22 protein-coding genes are annotated in these 21503 nt (G+C 55.7%); 5 read left to right on the forward strand and 17 right to left on the reverse strand.

Annotation, left to right across the window (positions count from 1 at the left end):
- Nucleotides 1-329: 329 nt before the first annotated feature.
- Nucleotides 330-1085 (reverse strand): TIGR01548 family HAD-type hydrolase, encoded by a 756-nt coding sequence (locus GXX95_01980; protein ID NLT36913.1) that lies wholly within the window; start codon nucleotides 1083-1085, stop codon nucleotides 330-332.
- A 565-nt stretch (nucleotides 1086-1650) separates the two neighbouring features.
- Between GXX95_01980 and GXX95_01985 the strand changes: the two genes are divergently transcribed.
- Nucleotides 1651-3072: an MFS transporter gene (locus GXX95_01985; GenBank protein NLT36914.1), complete on the forward strand. Its 1422-nt coding sequence runs from the start codon at nucleotides 1651-1653 to the stop codon at nucleotides 3070-3072.
- Nucleotides 3073-3152: 80 nt separating this feature from the next.
- On the opposite strand, the gene GXX95_01990 is transcribed toward GXX95_01985, so the two are convergent.
- Nucleotides 3153-3374 (reverse strand): cytochrome c biogenesis protein ResB, encoded by a 222-nt coding sequence (locus GXX95_01990; GenBank protein NLT36915.1) that lies wholly within the window; start codon nucleotides 3372-3374, stop codon nucleotides 3153-3155.
- 273 nt (nucleotides 3375-3647) lie between these two features.
- Between GXX95_01990 and GXX95_01995 the strand changes: the two genes are divergently transcribed.
- Nucleotides 3648-3803 carry a hypothetical protein gene (locus tag GXX95_01995; protein ID NLT36916.1) on the forward strand — a complete coding sequence of 52 codons (156 nt, stop codon included), beginning with the start codon at nucleotides 3648-3650 and terminating at the stop codon, nucleotides 3801-3803.
- Between the two features lie 100 nt (nucleotides 3804-3903).
- Here GXX95_01995 and GXX95_02000 read toward each other — a convergent pair whose 3' ends face one another.
- Genes GXX95_02000 through GXX95_02025 form a run of 6 tightly spaced genes read right to left on the reverse strand, consistent with a single transcriptional unit; the run spans nucleotide 3904 to nucleotide 10347 of the window.
- Nucleotides 3904-4383, reverse strand: coding sequence for a hydrogenase 3 maturation endopeptidase HyCI (locus tag GXX95_02000; protein ID NLT36917.1), 480 nt, complete (start codon nucleotides 4381-4383; stop codon nucleotides 3904-3906).
- A gap of 56 nt (nucleotides 4384-4439) precedes the next feature.
- On the reverse strand, nucleotides 4440-5891 hold the full coding sequence (locus tag GXX95_02005) for a Ni/Fe hydrogenase subunit alpha (protein NLT36918.1): 1452 nt from the start codon (nucleotides 5889-5891) through the stop codon (nucleotides 4440-4442).
- Complete coding sequence (locus GXX95_02010) at nucleotides 5888-6868, reverse strand: oxidoreductase (protein NLT36919.1); 981 nt, start codon at nucleotides 6866-6868, stop codon at nucleotides 5888-5890. Before GXX95_02010 ends, GXX95_02005 begins: the two co-directional genes overlap by 4 nt.
- A complete protein-coding gene (gene gltA, locus GXX95_02015) occupies nucleotides 6865-8244 on the reverse strand; it encodes an NADPH-dependent glutamate synthase (GenBank protein ID NLT36920.1) in 1380 nt (459 codons plus the stop codon). The genes GXX95_02010 and gltA overlap by 4 nt, the downstream gene beginning before the upstream one ends.
- Nucleotides 8245-8293: 49 nt before the next feature.
- The gene (locus GXX95_02020) at nucleotides 8294-9163 is read right to left on the reverse strand and encodes a sulfide/dihydroorotate dehydrogenase-like FAD/NAD-binding protein (protein NLT36921.1); all 870 of its coding nucleotides are present in this window, start codon (nucleotides 9161-9163) and stop codon (nucleotides 8294-8296) included.
- Nucleotides 9133-10347, reverse strand: coding sequence for a hydrogenase iron-sulfur subunit (locus tag GXX95_02025; protein NLT36922.1), 1215 nt, complete (start codon nucleotides 10345-10347; stop codon nucleotides 9133-9135). Before GXX95_02025 ends, GXX95_02020 begins: the two co-directional genes overlap by 31 nt.
- A gap of 467 nt (nucleotides 10348-10814) precedes the next feature.
- Here GXX95_02025 and gdhA point away from each other — a divergent pair, with 467 nt between their 5' ends.
- The gene (gene gdhA / locus GXX95_02030) at nucleotides 10815-12149 is read left to right on the forward strand and encodes an NADP-specific glutamate dehydrogenase (GenBank protein NLT36923.1); all 1335 of its coding nucleotides are present in this window, start codon (nucleotides 10815-10817) and stop codon (nucleotides 12147-12149) included.
- Between the two features lie 221 nt (nucleotides 12150-12370).
- Nucleotides 12371-12742, forward strand: coding sequence for a DUF1801 domain-containing protein (locus GXX95_02035; GenBank protein NLT36924.1), 372 nt, complete (start codon nucleotides 12371-12373; stop codon nucleotides 12740-12742).
- Between the two features lie 99 nt (nucleotides 12743-12841).
- On the opposite strand, the gene GXX95_02040 is transcribed toward GXX95_02035, so the two are convergent.
- Entirely contained in the window at nucleotides 12842-13012 is a 171-nt protein-coding gene (locus tag GXX95_02040; GenBank protein ID NLT36925.1) for a hypothetical protein, read from the reverse strand.
- Between the two features lie 116 nt (nucleotides 13013-13128).
- On the opposite strand from GXX95_02040, the gene GXX95_02045 reads away from it, so the two are divergent.
- Complete coding sequence (locus tag GXX95_02045; protein NLT36926.1) at nucleotides 13129-13362, forward strand: hypothetical protein; 234 nt, start codon at nucleotides 13129-13131, stop codon at nucleotides 13360-13362.
- Between the two features lie 163 nt (nucleotides 13363-13525).
- Here GXX95_02045 and GXX95_02050 read toward each other — a convergent pair whose 3' ends face one another.
- From GXX95_02050 to GXX95_02085, 8 genes are all read right to left on the reverse strand, one after another.
- A complete protein-coding gene (locus GXX95_02050; GenBank protein NLT36927.1) occupies nucleotides 13526-15205 on the reverse strand; it encodes a hypothetical protein in 1680 nt (559 codons plus the stop codon).
- Nucleotides 15206-15570: 365 nt separating this feature from the next.
- Nucleotides 15571-16692, reverse strand: a complete 1122-nt coding sequence (locus GXX95_02055) for an SPFH/Band 7/PHB domain protein (GenBank protein NLT36928.1) — start codon at nucleotides 16690-16692, stop codon at nucleotides 15571-15573.
- A gap of 12 nt (nucleotides 16693-16704) precedes the next feature.
- On the reverse strand, nucleotides 16705-17127 hold the full coding sequence (locus GXX95_02060) for an NfeD family protein (GenBank protein ID NLT36929.1): 423 nt from the start codon (nucleotides 17125-17127) through the stop codon (nucleotides 16705-16707).
- Between the two features lie 163 nt (nucleotides 17128-17290).
- Nucleotides 17291-17881 carry a hypothetical protein gene (locus tag GXX95_02065; GenBank protein ID NLT36930.1) on the reverse strand — a complete coding sequence of 197 codons (591 nt, stop codon included), beginning with the start codon at nucleotides 17879-17881 and terminating at the stop codon, nucleotides 17291-17293.
- Nucleotides 17878-18879 (reverse strand): hypothetical protein, encoded by a 1002-nt coding sequence (locus GXX95_02070; protein NLT36931.1) that lies wholly within the window; start codon nucleotides 18877-18879, stop codon nucleotides 17878-17880. The genes GXX95_02065 and GXX95_02070 overlap by 4 nt, the downstream gene beginning before the upstream one ends.
- Nucleotide 18880: 1 nt before the next feature.
- Nucleotides 18881-19624: a zinc ribbon domain-containing protein gene (locus GXX95_02075; GenBank protein NLT36932.1), complete on the reverse strand. Its 744-nt coding sequence runs from the start codon at nucleotides 19622-19624 to the stop codon at nucleotides 18881-18883.
- 9 nt (nucleotides 19625-19633) lie between these two features.
- Nucleotides 19634-20803: an SPFH domain-containing protein gene (locus GXX95_02080; GenBank protein NLT36933.1), complete on the reverse strand. Its 1170-nt coding sequence runs from the start codon at nucleotides 20801-20803 to the stop codon at nucleotides 19634-19636.
- Nucleotides 20804-20805: 2 nt separating this feature from the next.
- Nucleotides 20806-21336, reverse strand: a complete 531-nt coding sequence (locus GXX95_02085) for a hypothetical protein (protein NLT36934.1) — start codon at nucleotides 21334-21336, stop codon at nucleotides 20806-20808.
- Between the last annotated feature and the right edge of the window lie 167 nt (nucleotides 21337-21503).

The following is a 21503-nucleotide window of genomic DNA, read 5'->3' on the forward strand; positions in this document are numbered from 1 at the left end:
GAGCCGAGCGGATGGCAGAGTACAGTCAGTTCTGGGAACTCTTCGACATGCCCTTCAGTAAGTAAGCCCTCGACGGATGTATCATTGGCCATCCAGACGCCTACCTCGCTCCATCCTCAAGGTCTTCCTTGTGCGAGGTGTCAAGGTAGCTATGAAATTCCATCATGAGCTGACATAATGGGTGGCTGGAAGGTAGGGCGATGCCAGGGACCAAACCGATCGGAAAACAATCTAGTGGGGCGTTCAGTCCGCCGTTCCGTCCTATCATCGCCGACAAAGAGGGAGGATCGAGCTCATCGCACCATCTCATCGAGCATATGCTGATTCGCTTATGGTAGGATGCGCTCGATGTCGTTTATGTCCTCCAAGATCGCTATTGCTCCATTCCTAACTAGAAGGTCCCTCACTTGGGAATCTACCACGCCGGGGGAGATGCAGCCAATAGGGCTAACATCAGCTCGTCTGGCTGCTATCATATCATCAATGGTATCGCCAATGTATATAGCATCCATTATACAGATCTTGCTCAATGCCAGGTTTATTGCATAGGGATCGGGTTTGGACCTTTCGGGCGGATAATCCTCCATGGCCACAATAACATCGAATAGATGCGCCATGTTGAATTTCCTGAGAACGAACAGGGCCTCATCTCTCGGCCTTCCGGTCACTATGCCAAGAGCATATCTGGTCTTCAGCCGTGTGAGCAGTTGGCTCGATAGCAGCCATCTCTCGCTCTCAATGTAGCCTTCCTTGTCCTTGGTTCCACGGTATAGTTCCTGGAACTTTTCGATTATGTCGATCTTTGGTACGTTCTTCCCCCTGCTGACCAGGATCGCCTCGGTAAGATCCCAATCATTGTTGTACCCTCCCTTACTCTTGAGGGCCTGGATTTCCTCGAGCGGTGCTTCATTTCCGGAAAAATAACACACGGTTTCTTGAATGGCCCGGCGGTAGGAAGATGTCACATCGACAAGTACGCCATCCATGTCGAACAGGATTGCCAGTCGTCCAGTATCGTCCTCGATGTCGGCTCGTATGCGATAATTTACATTATCAAATTTTCCAACTGTGGGATTATACTTCACGCATTCACCACATTGTCCTGCAAATTCATTAACCATCGACTACAATTCAGAATATCGATTTCAACATTTCTTCATTTTCAATGAAGACGTAGTGACACCAAACTGATGTTTCGAGTTGAGCTCGCTGGCATATCATTCACATTCGCTGCTCATCCATATCGTCAAGCACCTCCATGATGAAGGCCACCTTGCTATTTGGCTCCCTGAACAAGGATGGATAGCTTTTAACGTAAATGTCATAGCACGCGGGGAACTACTAACATGAGCGTTTCGCTGATGACTCTCCGCGTACCTCCTGAATGATGAAAAAGCGAGATGCTCCAGGTTACGCAACCAGTGAGTGAAGGGGGGATGCAACAGTCCAGTTGTCTCTGCTCGTCTTCGTTCTTCCTCTCCAGCTCCCTCCTCCTTGAAGCGGAATTGTGGATATCGGTGGCGACTCCATCTCCTCGCATGCGGTTCGTTCCACCGTCCCCGATCTCCTCTTTCCTTTTGCCTGATGCTCATTCGCCAGAAAGCGTCCGCGTCCAATCCTTTAATACTGTTGAATCCTGTCGAAAAGAAGATGGCGGTCATCAGGGACAGCAAGGGTCAGGCATTGCTGCTCATCGCCATCGTTTTCGTCGTTTTCATGGATGGCCTGGACGCATCCATCGTGAACATAGCCCTGCCATACATCACATCTTCCTTCGCTATCGATGCGGGCACCGCCGTCTGGATCACCATGGTCTACTTCATGATGATGGCCAGCCTGCTGCTGATCTTCGGTAAACTTGCCGACCGTGGCATCATCAAGAAGATCCTCGTTGCAGGGCTCATCATCTTCTCCCTCTTCTCTCTCAGCTGCGGTCTGTCGAACTCGTTCGAGACCTTGCTGATAAGCCGTATCTTCCAGGGGATCGGAGCAGCCATCATGGGGGCCTGCTCCCCCCTGTTGTGCGTGAGGTTCCTCCCTGAGAACAGACTTGGTATAGGTTTGGGGGTGATCGCGGCGGGTGCATCCATAGGATATGCCTCGGGTCCGGCGCTAGGCGGCATCCTTACAGAGTTCCTCTCTTGGCACTGGATCTTCCTCATCAATGTGCCGATAGGTGTGGCCGGGATCGCATTCCTGCTCCGGGCCTTACCCCAGGATGAAGGCTATGTGAGGTCCTACTTCGATGTGCCTGGTTCTATCTTGCTCGTGACGGCCACCATCACGGGCATCTTCGCGCTGGAAAGGTCCACGCACCTTGGTTTGGAGAACATTCAGATCATATCCGCTGTGACGATCTGCATTGTTTCTGTGATCCTTTTCATCATCTGGGAGGGTCGTTGTGAAGCGCCCCTGTTGAACCTGAGCATCTTCAGATCCAGTAAGTTCAGCCCGGTGTTCATCGCATACTTCCTGATAAACCTCGTCGGTACGGGCAAATGGTACCTTATTCCGTTCTACCTCGCGCTGATCATGGGGTTCGACTCCGCGACCAGCGGGATGTACATGTTCATTCAAGCTGCCATCACGGTCATCATCAGCGTTCCCATAGGGAGATGGTCCGATCATGTCGGGCGCAGGTGGTTCAGCGTCGTGTCCTGCCTGGCCATGGCCATTTCCTGCGCGATCCTGATCTTCATCGATCCCTCGATGGGTCTGCTACCCCTCATCACCGTGGCCATCCTCTCGGGGATCTTGTGGGGTTTTTCCGGCCCCGCCGCAGGCCGGATAGTGGAACATGTGCAGGAAGGAGAGGAGGGAACGGGAGCAGCCCTGATCGCGGTCTCCGGCTACTTCGGGGCCGCTGTGGGAGCGGCTCTCTTCGCCGCGCTCTTCTCCTTCATCAGTGATTCCGGGAACGTTCCCTTCACGGACCTCGATCCCGGAACCTTCATGCTAGGTTTCCATGGGGTGATGCTCGTCGGGCTGGTGATGGCGATCGTTGCGGTGGTCCTTTCAGCAGCGGTCAAGGACAAATGTCCTCCAGAAAGTTCGATGGTTCCAGCCCAGTAGTTAACGAGGTCGATTGAGCGAAATAATGTGAATTAAAAGGATGGGATTTTTTGATGAAAAATAGCTGAGGCGTTCAAACCTCAGATGACATTAAGCAGCTTGTTAAAGAACTCTCTGAGGGACTCCCAGGTCCCGTTCAACCACTGGTAGACATCGGTCCATATCCCATTTATGAACTGGGTTATATCGTTCCATGTTTGAGGCAGGAACACCGATATGGCCGCGGCGAGAATGAACAGGATAATTAACCAGACAGCCGTGGACACTATTCCTCCGCTCGTATCTCCCTTCCAATTCTTCATCGGACCATCCTCATCACGGCACCTGATATTATGCCGCAAGATAACACATCATACGGCCAATTAGAAAAACTTATGGTTGGCTTGATAGAAAGGGGAGTATGCTCGAAGAAAAAAATTTCAATTCTCCATTCGGTAACGTTCGATGTGAGCGGTCTGTCCATATCACACTTTGGGGATAATCTGAAGCCAGAATGATATATTCAGGCCAAGATTAATTTCATTGAGCCGTCAGTATTATGCTCCCTAATATTCCTCTCATATCATAGGGAAGGCATGACCGACCTAGAGCTGATAATGGCTGAAGCGCCTACGATAAAGATTAAGGCAGTAAAGGAGCGCAAGGTAAGAGAGAAGAACAGGGAGAAGCGATCGAAGAAAGTTGAAATACAGAACCGGACCCAGCGTTCGGTGAACCCACGTCGAAGGTGACCCTCCTTTTCTTAAAGTACACCGCATTCCATTATCAGGCTATCTTACCTTCAATAGATCAACCGAATACCATTTAAACGCCTGGATAAGGCGGAATTGTTCAGGGTAAGCTGTTCAGTATCGCCGCTTCCACCCTGTTCGCTGCCGCCTCCAACTCATTGCTCAACCCCTCGCCGAAGTCCACGTTCTTCGGTTCGATCAGCACAAGAGCGATCTTCGCCCCGGTGAGCCTCTTCACATACTCGCAGAAGACCCTCAGAGGTAGCGTGTGGGTGGAGATGGAAGGAACGTTCATGACCTCCTCCGCCTCGTAGAGGTGAGCCTCTCCGGGACCGAGGCCCATAAGGGCAGCATCTACCAGGAGCACATGTGTCGGTCTGATCTCCACAATCTCGTCCACGAAGCTCTCGGGTACGGTCTCGCACTCGATGAGAGTTACCGTCGGCGACACCTTTCCCTGCAGGTCCGATACCACCTTGACGCCCACGAAATCATCTGAACGGATGGCGTTGCCGATGCCAGCGACCACCACTCTGCGAGCGTCGTTCAACCAGGAACGCAGCTCCTCCTCGACGTTCATGTCGTGCCTTTTCAAAAGCAGTTACCACCTCAAGAAAGATGAGAATGGGTTTGAGGCTACCGCGACACGGAGTCCAGCAGCTCCTTGTTGTGGTCGAAGAGCTTGACCTCCAATGGCATCTGCCCGACCGCGAAGTGAGTGGCGCAGCCGAAGCAGGGGTCGTAGGCCCGGAAGGCCATCTCCACCTTGTTCAGTATGGTCGCGTCCACCTTCCCCTCGTGTATCAGGCCCTTGGCCGCATCACGGATGCTGAGGCAGATCGACGGATAGTTGTTGGTGGTGGCGACGATCATGTTGACCTTTCGCATCAGGGCGTTCTCGTCCAGCTTGTAGTGGTGGACGAGCGTTCCCCGAGCGGCCTCCACGATGCCTATCCCCTCGCCCGGCTCTCCCACCGGATTGCGGACATAGGTGCTGGTGATCTCTGGATCGGTGGCCAGCTCCACAGCGCGTTCGGCCGCGTACAGCAGCTCGATCAGCCGGGCCCAGTGGAACACCAGGGTGCCGTGGACAGGCTTGCCCAGCAAACCGAACATGCTCTCGTACTCCTTCTGCGCCAGGGGCGTGGCCATCCCATCAGCGGCGTTCAGACGGGCCAGGGGGCCGACGCGGTATATTCCGCTATCAGGACCATCGGTGAAGCCTTTCCAGCCGATCTTGCGCAGGAAGGGCAACTTGGAGTAGGTCCACTCCTCCGAGCGCTCCTCGATATGGTCCTGGTAATCGGCAGCGCCGAAGCGAGAGAACTCCTTGCCTGAGGGGTCCACCACCCGGACGTCACCGTCGTAGAAGTTCACGCGGTTCTTGGCGTCCACGGTGCCGGCGTAATGGGTCCTCATGGTGTAGGCATCGCTCTTGATCATGTCCAGGTACTGAGGGTTGTCCAGCACCAGGTCGTGGAACAGCTGCAGCGTGAACTGGGCGAAGTCGACGGACGATCTGGCCATCTGCAGTATGGACAGCCGGTTCTCCTCGCTGAGAGGCTTGCTGATCCCACCAGGCAGACCGCTCACGGGGTGCGTGGCCTTCCCACCGAGGATCTCCGTGATCTTTTGACCATAGGCACGGTGCTTGATGACCTCCATGGTGACGTCCAGCCCTGCTTTCTCTATCACGCCCAGGATGTTGCGCTTATCTGCGGGCGCGTCCGGCCCCACTATGAAGTCCGGTCCTCCCAGGAAGTAGAAGTGCAGGGTGTGGTCGTAGATGATATAGCCCATGTACTGGAGCTCCCTCAGCTTCTTGGCGGCCGGGGGCGGCGTAACGTTGAAGGCCGCGTCCAATGCTTTCACGGAGGCGTAATGGTGCGCGACCGGGCACACTCCGCAGATCCTAGTGGTGATTATGGGCATGAGCTCCGCCTGTCGTCCTAGGCAGAAGGCCTCGAAGCCCCTCAGCTCGGGTACCTTGAGGTATGCGTTCTCCACCTCGCCTGCCTCGTTGAGGAATATGGATACGCTACCGTGGCCTTCCAGCCGGGTGATGGGGTCGATGGTTATCTCCTTCATTCTTTCATCTCCTTCCTGCGCAGTATGGCGGCCGGCAGACTGTACATATAGAAGATACCTGCCGGGTCCTTTATCTGTGATATGAGCTTGTTGACCTCCTCCTCATCATATGTTCCCGGCTCCTTGCCGGGGTTGAGGATCGAGGCCAATGCCGTGATCATTCCAGTTCCCATGTCCGGCTGGTTAGGGGTCGCGCCCCCGCAGCCGGTGCAGGGCATGTCCACTTTGAGGCACTGGGCCCCGCAGCCGCTTCGGGTGGCCATCCCCATGCATATGATGCCCTGCTCCATGAGACAGCGTTCTGGTTCCGGTGTAAGCTCATACACCCGGTGTATGGTGGTGATCTTCTTGTTCTCCCGCTTGCGAGGGCACTCGTCGCACACCGCCGGCAGGGGCGCCAGCACCGATCCCTTGGGAGGCAGCTCGCCCTTGACTATCGCTTCCACCGCCCTGTTGATGAGCACGACAGGGGGTGGGCAGCCGGGTAGGAAGTAGTCCACATCAACGGTCTGGGCAAGGGTCCTCACTGCATCGTGGAATACTGGAATGTGAAGAACGCCCTCCTTTACATGGGTCTCAGGCTTGGGTATCACTCCACCGTCCGATGACACCTGATCGTTGCTTAGGTACACCTTCTCCAAGATCCCTTTGGCGTTAAGGAAGTTGGCCAACCCGGGTGTGGAACCCTCGTTGGCGCAGGAGCCGAAGGCTATTAAAGTACGTGACTTGGCACGTAACATCTTCGCCATGTGCTCCTGCTCGCTGTTACGTATAGAGCCATTGAAGAACGTTATATCGATGTGACCGTCGGGCATGGCCTCGACGTCCTTGTACTTGACGTCCATGGCCACTGGCCAGAACACTATGTCCGCCGCCTTGACGACATCGAGTATCTTTTCGTTCATGTCCAGCACGGCGATCTCACAGCCGCCGCAGCTGGCGGCCCAGTAGAACGCGATCCTCAGTTTCCGGTCTATGATGACCCCTCCTTGGGCTCCTGGTTCGTAAGGTAATCGTGCATGGCCTGGGCCGCTCGTCTACCGGCTCCCATGGCGCTGATGACGGTGGCCGCCCCTGTAGCTACATCTCCACCGGCGAACACCCCCTTAACATTGGTCCTACCTTCATCGTCGATGATGATGGTCCCGTTGCGCGGGTTTGTCTCCAGCCCCGCGGTGGTGCGCTGGATGATGGGATTGGGGGTCTGACCGATAGCTACAATGACCGTGTCCGCATCCATGGTGAAGTCGGTTTCGGGAATGATCCGGCAGCTCTGCCGGCCGCTGGCATCGGGCTCGCAGAGCTCCATCTCGGTGCACCTCATGGCCCTCACCCAACCCTTGTCGTCACCATAGAACTCCAGGGGAGCATTTAGGAACCTGCAGATAAGTCCCTCTTCCTCGGCGTTCTCGATCTCTTCCTGTCTGGCAGGTAGCTCTTTGCGCGAGCGGCGGTAGTTCAGGCATACGGTGGCGCCTAGCCTCATGGATATGCGGGCGCAGTCCATGGCGACGTTACCGCCGCCTATGACCACCACATGCTTGCCCACTCGGATGGGGGTGTCCTTTTGCGGGAAGTCGTAGGCCTTCATCAGATTGACGCGGATAAGGAACTCGTTCGCCGAGTAGATCCCGCCCAGGTTCTCCCCGGGGCAGCCGGTCCATTGCGGGAGCCCGGCCCCGCTTCCGATGAAAACGGCATCGTATCCGCTCTCCATGAGCTCGGGTATGGTGTGTATCCTCCCGATGAGGTTGCCCAGCCGGAGGTCCACGCCCAGTTTCTGAACGTACTCCACCTCCTTCTGCACGATGTCCTTGGGCAGGCGGAACTCGGGGATGCCGTATATCAGCACCCCGCCGGCCACGTGCAGCGCCTCGAACAGCGTCACATCGTGGCCCAGCTTGACTAGGTCAGCAGCGACGGTCAGGCCTGCAGGCCCGGCGCCGATCACCGCCACCTTCTTTCCGGTCGACGGCGCCCGCTCCGGCACATGCACGCCGTGCTCCCGCTCCCAGTCCGCTAGATATCGCTCCAGGCGGCCGATGCTGATGGGGTTCCCCTTCTTGCCCAGGATGCACATCTTCTGACACTGCTCCTCCTGGGGGCAGACGCGGCCACACACGGCCGGCAACGCGTTCTTGGTCTTGATCACGGATATGCCGTCCGCGTAATTGCCCTCGGTGATGCACTTGATGAAGTCCGGTATGGGCACATCCACCGGGCAGCCCTTACGGCACTGGGGGTTCTTGCACTGGAGGCACCTGTTGGCCTCCTCATGGGCCATCTCCTCGGTGTATCCAAGGGCGACCTCGCGGAAGTTCTTGACCCTGTCCTCCGGCTCCTGCTTGGGCATCTCCACCGCTTGCTGCCGCTTCGTGGACGCGGCCTTCTTGGTATCGGGCTCACTGCCGTTCACAGTCGCAGCCTCCGCTGGTCTCCCATAGTATGGAGCTTAGCCTCTCCTCAGGCAACATGGTGCGCTGACGTTTGATCAGCTCGTCGAAGTCGGTCTTGTGGCCATCGAACTCGGGGCCGTCCACGCAACCGAAGAGCATCTTACCGTCTACGGTCACACGGCATACTCCGCACATGCCCATGCCATCGATCATTATAGGTGTCAACGTGACCACCGTGGGTATGCCGTAGGGTTTGGTGATCTCGCTCACCTTCTTCATCATGACCACTGGACCCATGACCACGCACCGGTCGTATCTCTCTTTGTTGAGTAGCTCATCAAGGAACTCCATCCCCTTCTCGCCGATGGAGCCGTCATCGGAGGCTATGAGCACCTCATCGCTGCAGGCTTTGGCATCATCGACCATGAACAGGAAGTCCTTGCTGCGGCAGCCCAGGACCGTCGTAACGTGGTTACCCGCGGCCTTCAATGCCTTCGATTGCAAGAGAAGCGGGGCGATCATTATGCTCCCGCCCACGCACAGCACCCGACCATAGTTCTTTATCTCCGAAGGATTGCCAAGCGGTCCAGTGACATTGTACAGGCAGTCGCCCTTCTCGAACGTCCCCAGCTCCTTGGTGGTCTTACCAACCTCATGGAAGGCGAAGGAGACTGTTCCCTGCTCTGCATCATAGCCGCATATCGTGAGGGGTACCCTCTCTCCCCCAGCACGGGGGATGACTATGAGGAACTGCCCCGGCAGGGCCTTGGCCGCTATCTCCGGGGCGCTGACCTCGAACAGCGTTTCCTTATGCGCCAGCTGGGTCTTCAATAATATCTCATAACTCACGGCTGCAACCCCCTGGTAACGATGCATTGCTTCGACAAATTCATGATCTTCTCGTGGAAATCGTCGAACTTGGCAGCGAACTCGCTCCCGCATCGAGGGGAGAGCTCATGGAGCTCGAACCTGTCGCTCAATCCCAACTTCTTCAGGGCGTTCTGGAGGACCTCCAGCTGCCTGTCCGCCACATCCCTTCCCTTCTGTAGCTTGCAATCCGTATCCGAGCAAACCACAGCCATGACCCCATCGAACCCATGTCTGAACGCGTTGACGACATGGACGGGATCCATTCCCTTGAAGCAAGGGACCTCCATGACCATGGCATTCTTGCCCTTGAGCATCCTTTCTGGATCGTCCAGGGCAGAGAACTCGGACCACTGGCAGCTGAACACGAGGATGGCCGGCAGGTCACGTTGAGACCTCATCCGCTTCGCGGCCCCTCCGTACGAGGCGAGAACATTGTCGAACTCGTAGCCCTTCACCTGTATGGCCTTATGAGGACACACCAGTTGGCACGCTCCACAGCCCACGCATTTATCCTCGATCACTTTGGGCGAGGAGAACGGCTCCGCGATTATGGCATCATAGGGGCATATGAATACGCACTTATCGCATCCCACACATTCCTGGTTGATCCACATCGCCTTACGTGAATACTTCACGACCTTCAGCGCATCCCGTGGATAGCCGAACTGCTGAATCACGGCCATGCCTAGAAGCATGCGCCTGGTCTCGATCGAAGTGCCCTCTTTCATACGGCAGAAGCCGTCCTGGCATTGCACCGATATGATATTCTTCGTGCCGGACCGGAGGACGTTGAATATGAAGTCCATGGGTATCCTGCCCGCACAGGGAACGCGCATGGACAAGTAGCTATTTCCACCCAGACCCTGTGCGGCGAGGATATCCTCTATCTCACCGCTACTGGGGGAGTTGCCTCTGCACATAATCACCAGTGTATCTTCGTTCTCGTTCCCGGTCGCCTCCCGGATGTGTTCCAGCAGGCCCTCATGATCATAGTACGCCATCTCAATGGCCGACACCGGACAGGAACTGGAGCATATGCCACAGACCTGGCACTTCTGGATGTCGATCTTTATTCTGCCGTCCTCAGGCTGTTGATAGATGGCTTCGAACGGACAGAGCGAGTAGCATACCTTGCATCTGCTGCAGAGGTCTTGGTCTATACTCACGGCTGCAAGGCAGGTATCGTTCATCACTAATTCCCCCCTCCAGGGTCTAGGACTCTAGTGGGCCGTCGCATGCACTTCGACATATTTAGCATGTGCCGGTTGCGCCTAGGACGGTCTCTCATTAGAAGCCTACGGATGTTCGTTTTTCGTATTTTCTATTATTATTTAACGTGTTTGACCGATGGTTCGTACTTCGGTAAACTTCGTAACATGAATATCTAGAAAGAACGCTTAATGACAAACAGATGAACATTTTTTGAACGTATTATGTATGTTCGATGGATTGATTACTACGAAATTATTTGATTATATATCTAAGCTCAATATCGAAAATAAAACATTTGTATAATATATGGAGATTAATCAGACGAAAAATGCTATTTTTCTTAATTATACTATCAATATGTTGTCATGAATAGCTATTAAATAAACGATATTCGTTCGCTCCTAAGTCACATCGCTATCAAGCGCAAATGAGGAGCACGAGTACAATGCCAACCAAAGATCTATTGGAAAGGACAATAGCGAAGAACCCGGGTGAGAAAGAGTTCCACCAGGCCGTGGGTGAGGTTCTGGAGTCCCTCGAGCCGGTCCTGAAGAAGCACCCTGAGTATGAGAAGGCCAAGATCATCGATAGGATCATCGAACCCGATCGCCAGATCATGTTCCGTGTCACCTGGACCGACGACAACGGCAATGTCCAGATAAACCGTGGTTACAGGGTTGAGTTCAACAGCGCCATTGGCCCCTACAAGGGCGGCCTGCGTTTCCATCCATCGGTCAACCTGGGCATACTGAAGTTCCTCGGTTTCGAGCAAGTGTTCAAGAACTCCCTCACCGGCCTGCCCATGGGTGGCGGTAAGGGCGGTTCGGATTTCGATCCCAAGGGGAAGAGCGATGCAGAGGTCATGAGGTTCTGCCAGAACTTCATGAGCGAGCTGTACAGGCATATCGGGCCCAACACCGACGTACCTGCCGGTGACATCGGCGTGGGCGGTAGGGAGATCGGTTTCCTTTATGGCCAGTATAGGAAGATCACCAACAGGTCCGACTCCGTTCTCACGGGTAAGGGCATCAACTGGGGTGGCTCTCTCATCAGACCGGAGGCGACCGGGTACGGATGCACCTACTTCTGCGAGGAGATGCTCAAGACCAAGAGCATGAACTTTGAGGGTAAGACCGTCGCCATCTCCGGCTCCGGGAACGTCGCCCAGTACGCTGCACAGAAGGTCACACAGCTAGGCGGAAAGGTCATCACCGTCTCTGACTCCGATGGTACCGTATACGACCCTAGCGGCATCGACCTGGATAAGTGCCAGTATATCATGGACCTCAAGAACGTCAAGCGCGGCCGCATTTGCGAATATGCAGACAAGTTCGGCTGCGATTACTGGAAGGGAGAGAAGCCTTGGAAGGTGGAGGCCGATATCGCCCTTCCATGCGCCACCCAGAACGAGCTGGACAAGGACGATGCCAAATTCCTCATCGACCATGGCCTGATCGCTGTGGCAGAAGGTGCCAACATGCCTTGCACCCCTGAGGCTGCGGAGCTGTTCATCGAGAACGGCGTGCTCTTCGGTCCCGGAAAGGCAGCCAACGCCGGTGGCGTCGCCACCTCCGGCCTGGAGATGTGCCAGAACCACATCGGAATCTCCTGGACCGCCGACGAGGTGGACCACCAGCTGCATCAGATCATGATCAACATCCACAAGAACTCTGCTGATGCCGCCAAGAAGTACGGCAGCCCCGGCAACTACATCGTGGGTGCCAATATCGCAGGCTTCCTCAAGGTGGCCGAAGCGATGCTGGACCAAGGCATCATCTGAGCAACGCGACCTATCCTTTCCAAAACCCTTCCCTGCCTACCGCATCCAGCGGTGGTGCAGGGAGAGTCATTTTTTCATATACTGAGAGATCTGCCTCCATTATTACTGATCGAGAACGATATTGCGGTTCCTAACCGGCGAAGGGCGGGAGCATAGGCTTTTCAACAGCAGGTGGTCATCACATTGACTACAGGATGGAAATACCAGGAAGAGGCGATGAAATGGGATCCGTGGACGACTACGTGGGCAGGTTCGATGGCGACAAGAAAGAGTGGTTGACGACCATGATCGGATACATGCGCAAGAATCATCCCTCTCTCGAGGAGATCATCTCATACCAGATACCCACCTTCAAGTTCGATGGCCAATACATAGCCTTCTCCGTGGCCAAGGAACACTTCACCTTTCATACGCTGGACTTCGAGGTGATCGAAGAGCTCAAGTCGCTCCTGCCCAAGGCCAAGTTCGGTAAGGGCAGCGCCAAGGTCCCGTTCAGCGACCGCGCCGCCATTCCGGTCCTATTTGAGGCATGTGAGAGGATTATCGAAAGGAGTTCACATAGGCGAGGTGCTCACAAGGTTATGAAAAGTTGAACTCTAGATGCGATAGATGACCTTCGCACGGGCTCGAAATCGAATGTTTCTACACTCCATCTTCGACTGGATGTAAGCTGGGAATAGAATGGCTTGATCTCACGGGACCTGGGGCGCCCTCTCCTTCCAATGATCATAGATGCCTCCACGGCGGGTACAGTCCTCGCACTCCTTGGCATCCTCCCACTCGGTCTTTCCGTGCTCATAAAAGTGCTGGCAGTTGGGGCATATTCGCTCTACACTGCTGCTGGTCACGTTCTCTTCTGCCATGCCCCACCCTTATCCCTCACAGGTTTTTCTCCTTTGTGCTCAAGGTCATGTTTCACCGGCGTCCGGTCTCCATGAACCTCGCTCAGGTTTATTTCCAGGCAGGACATTCAATGTTCATGGACGCGCCTTGGAACTGGTTTAGGGATGCCACCGAGCGAGCACCGACAGAAGTGGAAGCGCTTGCATTCAAGCCCTTCTCAAAGGGAGGGTACGCTGACTACCGATGTAAGATCCTAGACCGCGAGTGTAGCTATGACCAACGGACCGGTTCGGGGGACTGCCGCAGGTGCATCTTCGCTCTCGCCCAGGTGATGAAGGACCCCGACTCCGTGAAACAAGCGAAGGAATGATCCATCCACTGAAGACTTTTTGGGACCTAGGATGAATGCCTGCACCTCCATTGTAAAATTTTGTTCAGAATGTAAGTTTGTTCGGAGCGAAGATCTGCAGCATATCGATTATTAAATAGAATATAATAAAATAAAAATGAGGCTTCCCAGCCTCTTTCACTCACTACTTCTTCAGGCCACGTCCTGCAAGCAGCAGGAACGCCACCATCGCCACTACCATGATGCCAGAGGCAGCGAGGATGATCGTGCCGTTGGAATCGTCGCCACCGGCAGTGCTGGAGCGGAAGCTGATGCTGCCCAGATCGATCTCCTGGCCGGCACCTGCCTCAACGTTCTGGGTCACGGTGGGGAATCCGGCCTTGGTGATCTCCAAGGTGTAGTTGCCGGCACTGACGTTGGAAAACTCGAAGTGCCCATACTCATCGGTGGTGGTGACCTGACCGTTCGATAGTGCAACGGTAGCGTTGTCCACCAGGTTCCCATCAGGGTCCCTAACTGTACCGGAGATGGAGCCCTCGTTGCTCATAGTGGTGAACGACCACGATTCACTGACCTCATGCCCTGCCAGGTCCTGACCTTCCACCGCCACCGTGTAGGTGGTGGAATGGTCCAGGAAGGCGGAGGGGGTGAATATCGCGGTGTTCCCGTTCCAAGTGAGGGTGCCCGTTACACCGTTGACTAAGATGCTGACAGTGTCATGGTCCATGGCCTCGGAGAAGGCCACGCCTATGGTTGTGCCGATGGCAACGTTAGTGCCTACTGGTGTGACCATTACAGTGGGAGCAACGGTGTCCACGACGAAGGTCAGGGTGGCGTCCTCATAGTTGCCGGCATGGTCGGTAGACCTCACCACGACGGTGTGAGGACCATCAGCAAGATCGGTGATTGTATGATTGTTGACAGAGACGACCTCCCAAGTGGCATCATCGACACGGACCTTGGTGTCCGCTACCCCTGAACCGGCCTCGCTCACTGTCCATGCCACGATCACGTTATTGGTACCGATCATCGCCCCTTCGTTGGGAGATGAGAAGAGCACCTCAGGAGATATACTATCGACATCAATGGACACTGAGCTGGTGTTCACGTTGCCGGCGAAATCGCTTACCTTCACGGAGATCTCATGCTCACCCTCAGTAAGACCAGTAAAAGTGTAGGAGGTGTTCATGTCGATATCCGTCCAAGCATCGCCGTCCATGCTCACCCAGTAGTTGGCGATCTCTATTGAGGGATCACCTTCCCAGGTGGCGGTCACGCCTGTGGAGCTGAGCAGCTGTGCCTCCGCGGGAGCGGTTATGTGTACGGAGGGCAGGACGGTGTTGATGTTGAAGGTCTTGGTAGATGTGCGCATATTCCCGGCGTTGTCGATCACGCGGACGGAGATGTTGTGCTGTCCATCGGCCAGGGAGGTGAGCTCGTAGTACTCAACGGTGACCTCGGTCCAATCACCCTCGTCAAATGATACCGAGGTATTGTGTAACCCGCTTCCGCCATCAGACGCTGTCCAGGTGGCGTTGATCGTGGTAACGTTGTACCATGCGCCGACGACCGGATAGTTGATCGTCAAGGTAGGCACGGTCATGTCCACGATAAAGTTCACTTCATCATACACGGCGTACAATTCAGGGTTGTAGGCCGTGACGTTCACGTTATGGTTCCCCTCCTCCAGCGGATCGAAGGTGATGCTGGTGTTCGTAGATACATTGACGGCGGAAGCCCCGTCGAGACTTACGTCAATGTGCGAGATGTACGGACCGGCCTCCCATGTGACCGTGACATTGCCGGTGTTGTTGCAGAAGCCCTCGCTAGGCGAGGTGATCGTCACAAAGGGAACTATTCCCATTGGCGCACTAGCCCCAGCAGCATGTGATTGTGCTGAGCTCATCTCCGCATTGGCGGCAGATGTTGCCTGAATATTCCCATCGAAAACAATACCAAAGCTCGACAGGAGCACTGAAGCACACATTATGATAATCAGTAATCTACGGCATCCCATTATCTCTCACCATCCTTGACCATTCGGCATCGAGGATCGTTGAGTTGCTGGTTCGCTTCGAGCGTATATAACTCCCTGTTTCTCAATATCCTCGGTGATACTGACCGTAGTATCGTGTGAAAATTGTAGGGTGCCAATGCAATGGCGACCCGAAATCGTGCCGATCTGTTCACAGTGGAAGAAAAAAGAGCGGAAAAGGTTTGTTTATGGGATCAAAGAAGCATTTCCTTGTCCGGTTTTCCGGATCCCAGCGCCCCGATGGCCTCGGCCTCCGCTTTCTCCTTGGCCATGATGTCTTCCAGACCCTTCAGCTCGCTGCGCAGCTCATCCGGAGTGGGTATAGGGCCTAGGATGTCCTCAGGCTTGCCCACGGCCTTCTCCAATCCATCTATATCGCAGACCTCGCGGGTGGGGGTCTGCCTGGATACACCCAGGAACTCGGACATTCCCTCCAGTACCTTGGTGACCTCGAAGGGTAGTATCCACTTGGTCGACTGGGAGTAACCCAGGGTCTGCATGGTCTGCATAGAGAGCACTGCCAGCGCCTTGGAGTCGAGGGGGCCGGCACCCACAGCCAGGATACGCAGCTTTTGGGCCTCACCTTGGCTCTGTAGAATGATCGCTAGCCTCTCACCCTCTGCCTCCAATACCTTGGACTGTCGTACACCTTCCGCTTGCAGGATGCGGGCTCTCTTCGATCCTTCAGCGCTAAGAATGGCGGCGCGCTTGTCGCCGTCCGCACGCAGGATGGCTGCCCTCCTCAGACGTTCTGCGGAGGTCTGTTCCTCCATCGCCGTCTTGACCTTGGGGGCGGGATCGACCTCCCTGATCTCCACCGCTTCCACCTTGATGCCCCACTTGTCGGTAGAATCGTCAAGAATGTCCCTCAGCCGGAGGTTGATCTTCTCACGGGAGGATAGGATCTCATCCAGCTCCATATCGCCGATGATGGCCCTCAGGGTCGTCTGCGCCAGGTACACCGTAGCGGCCCGATAGTTCGTAACTTCGAAGTACGCCTTCTTGGGGTCGATGACCTTGATGTAGATGATGGCGTCCACGTTGGTAGGGGAGTTATCTTTGGTGATGACCTCCTGACTGGGAACGTCCAGCACCTGGGTCCTGAGGTCCAGCTTGACGACCTCGCTTATCAATGGGAACACATAGTTGAAACCCGGATTCAACGTCCGCTTGTATGTACCGAGCAAGATATAGATGGCCTGCTCGTAAGGTTTTACGATCCTGATGCCGGTTATGAGTATGAGCACGGCGGCGACGACCGCCAGTACCAATAGTCCGACTGTGACTAAATCTACCTGTGCCAAAATATCTACCATTTCTTTACCTCCTCACTTGCACTCTGCCATGGGGGCGTCCTCTATGGGCTCCACCTTGACATGGACTCCTTCGCTGGATACCACGCGAACCTTGTATCCCACCGCTATGGGACGGGTGGAGGTCGCGCTCCAGACATCGTTCTTTATCTTCACCTTGCCCTTAATGTTCTCGGGGCATACGTCGGTCACAACCGTGCCCTCCATCCCCACGAGGGACGTGGCCACCGTTGTGGTGGGGGGCATGGAAGGAGACAGCTTCTGGTAAGCTTTCACTGTCAGCAGGAACACTGGCACCCCAACAGCGAGAGCTAGTAAGGGCGACCATATGCTTAGAAGCAGGTCAGGCGCGGCCAGACCCAGCGCACCCAACACGATCAATACTGTGGCGGGGACCACCAGGAACGCTCCGGGGGTCACAGCCTCCGCCAACAACATGATCACCCCAATGATGATGAATATCAATCCTAGGTCCGATCCGGTCATGGATAAAAATATGAGTGGGGGTTTTTAAAAAGGTATGCCTGGAAGGAGGGCCTTCCGGTCTAAAGTCAAGGGTGATTTGACCTTTTTGTGTTCTTTTTTGCCTCAGGATGTAAACTCAGACCGCCAACTGCAGGCCGTTGGGTCCCTGTTCGAAGGGCAGGTAGATCAGCTTGGTCTCCTGCACCTTCAGATCATAGTCCAGGTACTGCATCTTGCCTGGCTTCTCGGCCTCCAAGGTGACCGCAACAAAGTCCGCCATCTCCGCCGCCTCCTCGGGGGTGAGGGTGGTGGGCATCCTCTCGACGTTGCTGAAGTCCCTTCGCAGGTTGTAGCGGGGATTGTTCACCGTGAGGTTCACGGCCATGGAGCGGAAGGTCGAGGCCTCGAGGTCCGAGGCCGGTACGAAGATGTACAGCATGCCACCGTTGTCACCGCCCTTTATTTTCGTTGCCAGTTTGTGCACGTAACCCCCCTCTATATCCCGGGAGCGGATGTTGAAGTGGCAGTACACCCGCCAGAAGGGGATGTAGTACTGCCGACCCCTGACATTTGGATTCACGTCCGCAATCTCGTACTCCACGGAGTGAGGACCTTTGAGGTCACGGTAATGGATGGTCCCACAGTTCTTGCAGTGGAACATGTTGTCCCTCTGCTTCTGGTAGATCGGCTGCTCGCAGTTCGGGCACTTCACCTGGACGACCTTCATCGGTACAACCCCTCTATCTGTTTCCCTATATCGGTCATGGACTTGAGGTCCAACGGTTTCTTCTTGTCACCAAAGTCCCCCTGGATTATCTCCGAACCATGGCGGAAGAAGAAGTAGGTCAGTCCCAGGATGATGAGGCCACCTATCACTCCCACGATGCCTATCTCGTTCCCTGCAGCTATTGTGAACAGTATGCCCCCAGCTGCGGCCAGCCCTCCTATGGACGTGCCTGCGGTCACCGCAAGGCTTTGGAACAGCGGGTCCCCCGGGGCGCGACCGGAGAGTACCTCGCCGGTGACGCCGTCCACCGTCAGGATGTACATGCGGTCGCGGTAGCTGTACCTGACCACCCATATCGGGTAGTATATTATGGAGGTCTTCTTGAGAAGAACATGCAGGTTCTCGAAGGTGACGTGGGGGACGTTGGCAGAGGACCTCCCCCGCTGGGCCGCATCGGCCCGAGCATGGGCGGTGGCATCGTCCTTGCTGGTGGTGGACTCGAAGGTGGGTATCATCTCGAAGTCCTCGAACGAGGACTCACCGGAAAAGTTCCTCAGCGCCTTTATCCCCAGGTCCCCGGGGTCGCAGGCGATCTCAGAGAACACCAGGTCCTGGAGGACCATCTCCTCCTTGTATATCCTCTCAGTGGTGGTGTGACCCTTGGAGTCGGAGTGGGTCCTCTCCTCATAGCCGCAAACCCATCCAGCCACCCGAGAACTGATGTTCCAGAACGGTATGTAGATCGGATAGCACTCGTTAACGGTGCCCGTCTTCTTCAGATCGCGGGCCTTGAAACCTTTCTTCCACCAATCCTGAGCGGTGTTGACCGCCGATTCCCTGGTAAGCTTGTTCTTGAAGGCGATGGTGAAAACGCCCTTGTCCCCTTCGATGTAGAGAGTGGAGCCACAATAAGCACAGTTGACCGAGGTGTCGCCTTCCTGTATGACTATGGCGCCCCCGCAGGAGGGGCAGCTCAGACCTATCGACAGATCGCCCATATCACAGCCTCCTGGCCACGGTAAGCGATAAGAAGAACACCGCGAGCACCGTAATGCCCATCAATATCAGGGCTGGAACCAGGGCAACCGTGGCGATGAACCCCTCGACGAGGAATGCCAGGAACCCCACGATGGCCACCACAAGGTAGGCGGCGGAGCTGCGGGTAGGAAAATCGCTGGCGAAGACCTCCGAAGAGGAGGCGTCCACGATGACCTTGTAGGACTTGCCGTTGAACGTGTAGTCGATCATCCAGACGGGGAAGTATACCAGGGACTGCTCCTTGGACGTGCCGGGGAGGGAGCTCAGGTAGTGGGTCATCTCGATGTCCGGCTTGATCAGCTCCGCCTCGGTGGTGTCGAACGACTGGTCGAATATCTTCAGGTCCCCTCCAGGGACCTTGAGGCTATGAAGCCCAGGAAGGGTGGTGGAGCCCGCGGGTTCGATGATCACTTCCTCCCGACCGTTCACGTCCCTCCGGAACATGTACACCGGGAAGAACACCTTCTTCACAGCGGTGATGTTGGCCTGACGGTCCAGGTCCTTGGCCCGGGTGGAACCCCCTGCCCATCGCCGGAAAGTACCGATGGCGTCGTTCTGGCTGAGCTTGAACGGTATCACGTAGTAGAAGCCGGCACCCGCCCGGTCAAAGAATATGAGGGAGCCGCAGTAGTTACATTTGGTGAACTTCACGCCGCTGTCCAGTTCCACTGGTGCTGCGCATTTCGGACAGTTGACCTGAGGCATCTAGGGACCTCACTGGATAGGCTTACCGCATTCGGGGCAGAACTTGGTCCCTGCGGTCACCTCAGCACCGCAGTTAGCGCACTTCTTGTTTCCCATGGGCGTCCCGCACTCGGGGCAGAACTTGGAGCCTCCCGGCACATTGCCCCCGCACTTGGGGCACTTCTTGTCCGCCTCGAACTTGGTCCCACAATCGGAGCAGAACTTGTTGGTGGGCGGGTTCATGGTTCCGCACTTGGGGCACTTCACAGTGTTCCCGAAAGGCGGTGCTGCGGCGGCCCCGGCCTGCTGGGGTGGCCCTGCGGCCGGCTGCCTCATCTGGTCCATCATGGTGTAACCCATCCCAATACCGGCTCCCACACCTACGCCGACGCCCGCGGCCCCGCCCGAGGGGTTGTTGGCCGCATCGCGCATGGCCTGCCCGGTCTGGTAGCCCATGTAGTTGGTGCCCAGCACCTGCATGGAGGCCCGGGTGTCGACCGCCTTCTGCACCTCTTCAGGTAGGGAGATGTACAGACCCGAGACCTTGTCGATGAGCAGGCCATAGAGGTCGAAATGGTCCTTGGCCTTGTCCAGCACACCCTGCTCGATGTTCATGAGGCTGGACGCGAAATCGGCCACTCCCATTCCCTGCTCCTTCATCTCGCCAACGACGTTGTAAATGAGGACGACCATCTGCTCCTTGATCCTCTCCTCCACCTCTGCGGAGGTCGCGAAGTTCAATGTACCGACGAACTGGTTGACGAAGTTCTCGGGCTGGTTGATCTTATAACGGAACTCGCCGAACACCCTGAGGTTCACCACCCCGAAGTCCGGGTCGCGGAACTGGTACGGCTGCTTGGAGCCGAACTTACCGTCGAACGCCCTCTTCTGGAGGTAGACGACCTCGGCCTGTTGGACCACGCCCGTAAGGGCTTTGACTATGGTGCCCACAATGGGCGCGTTGATGTCCGTCAGAGCATACCTGTCAGGGCGGTCGAAATAGGATAGCGCCTTGCCATCCCGGTAAAAGACGGCGATCTCATCCTCCCTGACCACGATATTGTCGTTCCACCTGATGAGCCGGGGGACGCGATACATGATGTTGCTGCGCTTCTCGTTGTCGTCCCAGCTGAAGGTGGCCGATCCGATCAGGCTGTCCTTGAGCGCCCCTCCCTTGCTTGGATCCGTGACCTTCGCCATGCTTAGACCTCCGTGCCCTGGATAATATCTATACGCTTCTTGAACTGGTCCTCGAAGTTATCTATCTGCGCCCGGAGCTGGGTGATGTTCTTCCTGGCCTGCTGGTTCTCTTCGGCCTCCAGGGCAGCTTTCATCGCATCTATGGCCTGCTGCATGATATCCAGCCCGTCGATCATGGCGGCATCGTAATCGTACAAGCGGTTTATCTCGTCCTGCTTGAACTGGATGTCCGCGGAAATACCTGAATAACCGGGAGAGGAGTGAGATACCAGTCCCTCGGTCTTCTTGTACTGGTTTATCACCTTTCCCATCAGCTCAAGCTCCTTGGACCTGAAGGACCTGGTCACCAAAGATCGCGCTTCCTCCACCTCTTCCCGCTGCGCCCCCAGCTTCTTCGCCAGCTGGTCTCGGAGCATTCGGTCGGCGTCCCGCAGGTCCTCCTTCTGGCGATAGCCGCGGAAACCTGGAACGAACATCTGGATCTTCTTCAGTATGCCTTGGTCCTCTTTGACTCTCTGGCGAATATCGGCCATGTCACATCCCCATTTGGGTGTAAAATGAATGGGTCAGATGATAAAAGTATCGTATCGGTTAGCAAGAACGCACACACGCTGGAACGTTCTCCTTGAACAGGAGCGCCGACAATGAAAAGCGACCAAAATTATCGTGGTCTAGCTCCCTCCTTCAAGCATAGGCCTTC

This window comes from Methanomassiliicoccus sp., assembly GCA_012719175.1.
Lineage (GTDB): Archaea > Thermoplasmatota > Thermoplasmata > Methanomassiliicoccales > Methanomassiliicoccaceae > UBA6.

What these genes read in the sequence shown, in the direction of transcription:
- GXX95_01985 (NLT36914.1), top strand. Translation starts at nt 1,651, where the DNA reads ATGGCGGTCATCAGGGACAGCAAGGGTCAGGCATTGCTGCTCATCGCC.
- GXX95_01990 (NLT36915.1), bottom strand. Translation starts at nt 3,374, where the DNA reads ATGAAGAATTGGAAGGGAGATACGAGCGGAGGAATAGTGTCCACGGCT.
- GXX95_01995 (NLT36916.1), top strand. Translation starts at nt 3,648, where the DNA reads ATGACCGACCTAGAGCTGATAATGGCTGAAGCGCCTACGATAAAGATT.
- GXX95_02000 (NLT36917.1), bottom strand. Translation starts at nt 4,383, where the DNA reads ATGAACGTCGAGGAGGAGCTGCGTTCCTGGTTGAACGACGCTCGCAGA.
- GXX95_02005 (NLT36918.1), bottom strand. Translation starts at nt 5,891, where the DNA reads ATGAAGGAGATAACCATCGACCCCATCACCCGGCTGGAAGGCCACGGT.
- gltA (NLT36920.1), bottom strand. Translation starts at nt 8,244, where the DNA reads ATGCCCAAGCAGGAGCCGGAGGACAGGGTCAAGAACTTCCGCGAGGTC.
- GXX95_02020 (NLT36921.1), bottom strand. Translation starts at nt 9,163, where the DNA reads ATGCATCGTTACCAGGGGGTTGCAGCCGTGAGTTATGAGATATTATTG.
- GXX95_02025 (NLT36922.1), bottom strand. Translation starts at nt 10,347, where the DNA reads ATGAACGATACCTGCCTTGCAGCCGTGAGTATAGACCAAGACCTCTGC.
- gdhA (NLT36923.1), top strand. Translation starts at nt 10,815, where the DNA reads ATGCCAACCAAAGATCTATTGGAAAGGACAATAGCGAAGAACCCGGGT.
- GXX95_02035 (NLT36924.1), top strand. Translation starts at nt 12,371, where the DNA reads ATGGGATCCGTGGACGACTACGTGGGCAGGTTCGATGGCGACAAGAAA.
- GXX95_02040 (NLT36925.1), bottom strand. Translation starts at nt 13,012, where the DNA reads ATGGCAGAAGAGAACGTGACCAGCAGCAGTGTAGAGCGAATATGCCCC.
- GXX95_02045 (NLT36926.1), top strand. Translation starts at nt 13,129, where the DNA reads ATGGACGCGCCTTGGAACTGGTTTAGGGATGCCACCGAGCGAGCACCG.
- GXX95_02050 (NLT36927.1), bottom strand. Translation starts at nt 15,205, where the DNA reads ATGGGAATAGTTCCCTTTGTGACGATCACCTCGCCTAGCGAGGGCTTC.
- GXX95_02055 (NLT36928.1), bottom strand. Translation starts at nt 16,692, where the DNA reads ATGGTAGATATTTTGGCACAGGTAGATTTAGTCACAGTCGGACTATTG.
- GXX95_02060 (NLT36929.1), bottom strand. Translation starts at nt 17,127, where the DNA reads ATGTTGTTGGCGGAGGCTGTGACCCCCGGAGCGTTCCTGGTGGTCCCC.
- GXX95_02065 (NLT36930.1), bottom strand. Translation starts at nt 17,881, where the DNA reads ATGAAGGTCGTCCAGGTGAAGTGCCCGAACTGCGAGCAGCCGATCTAC.
- GXX95_02070 (NLT36931.1), bottom strand. Translation starts at nt 18,879, where the DNA reads ATGGGCGATCTGTCGATAGGTCTGAGCTGCCCCTCCTGCGGGGGCGCC.
- GXX95_02075 (NLT36932.1), bottom strand. Translation starts at nt 19,624, where the DNA reads ATGCCTCAGGTCAACTGTCCGAAATGCGCAGCACCAGTGGAACTGGAC.
- GXX95_02080 (NLT36933.1), bottom strand. Translation starts at nt 20,803, where the DNA reads ATGGCGAAGGTCACGGATCCAAGCAAGGGAGGGGCGCTCAAGGACAGC.
- GXX95_02085 (NLT36934.1), bottom strand. Translation starts at nt 21,336, where the DNA reads ATGGCCGATATTCGCCAGAGAGTCAAAGAGGACCAAGGCATACTGAAG.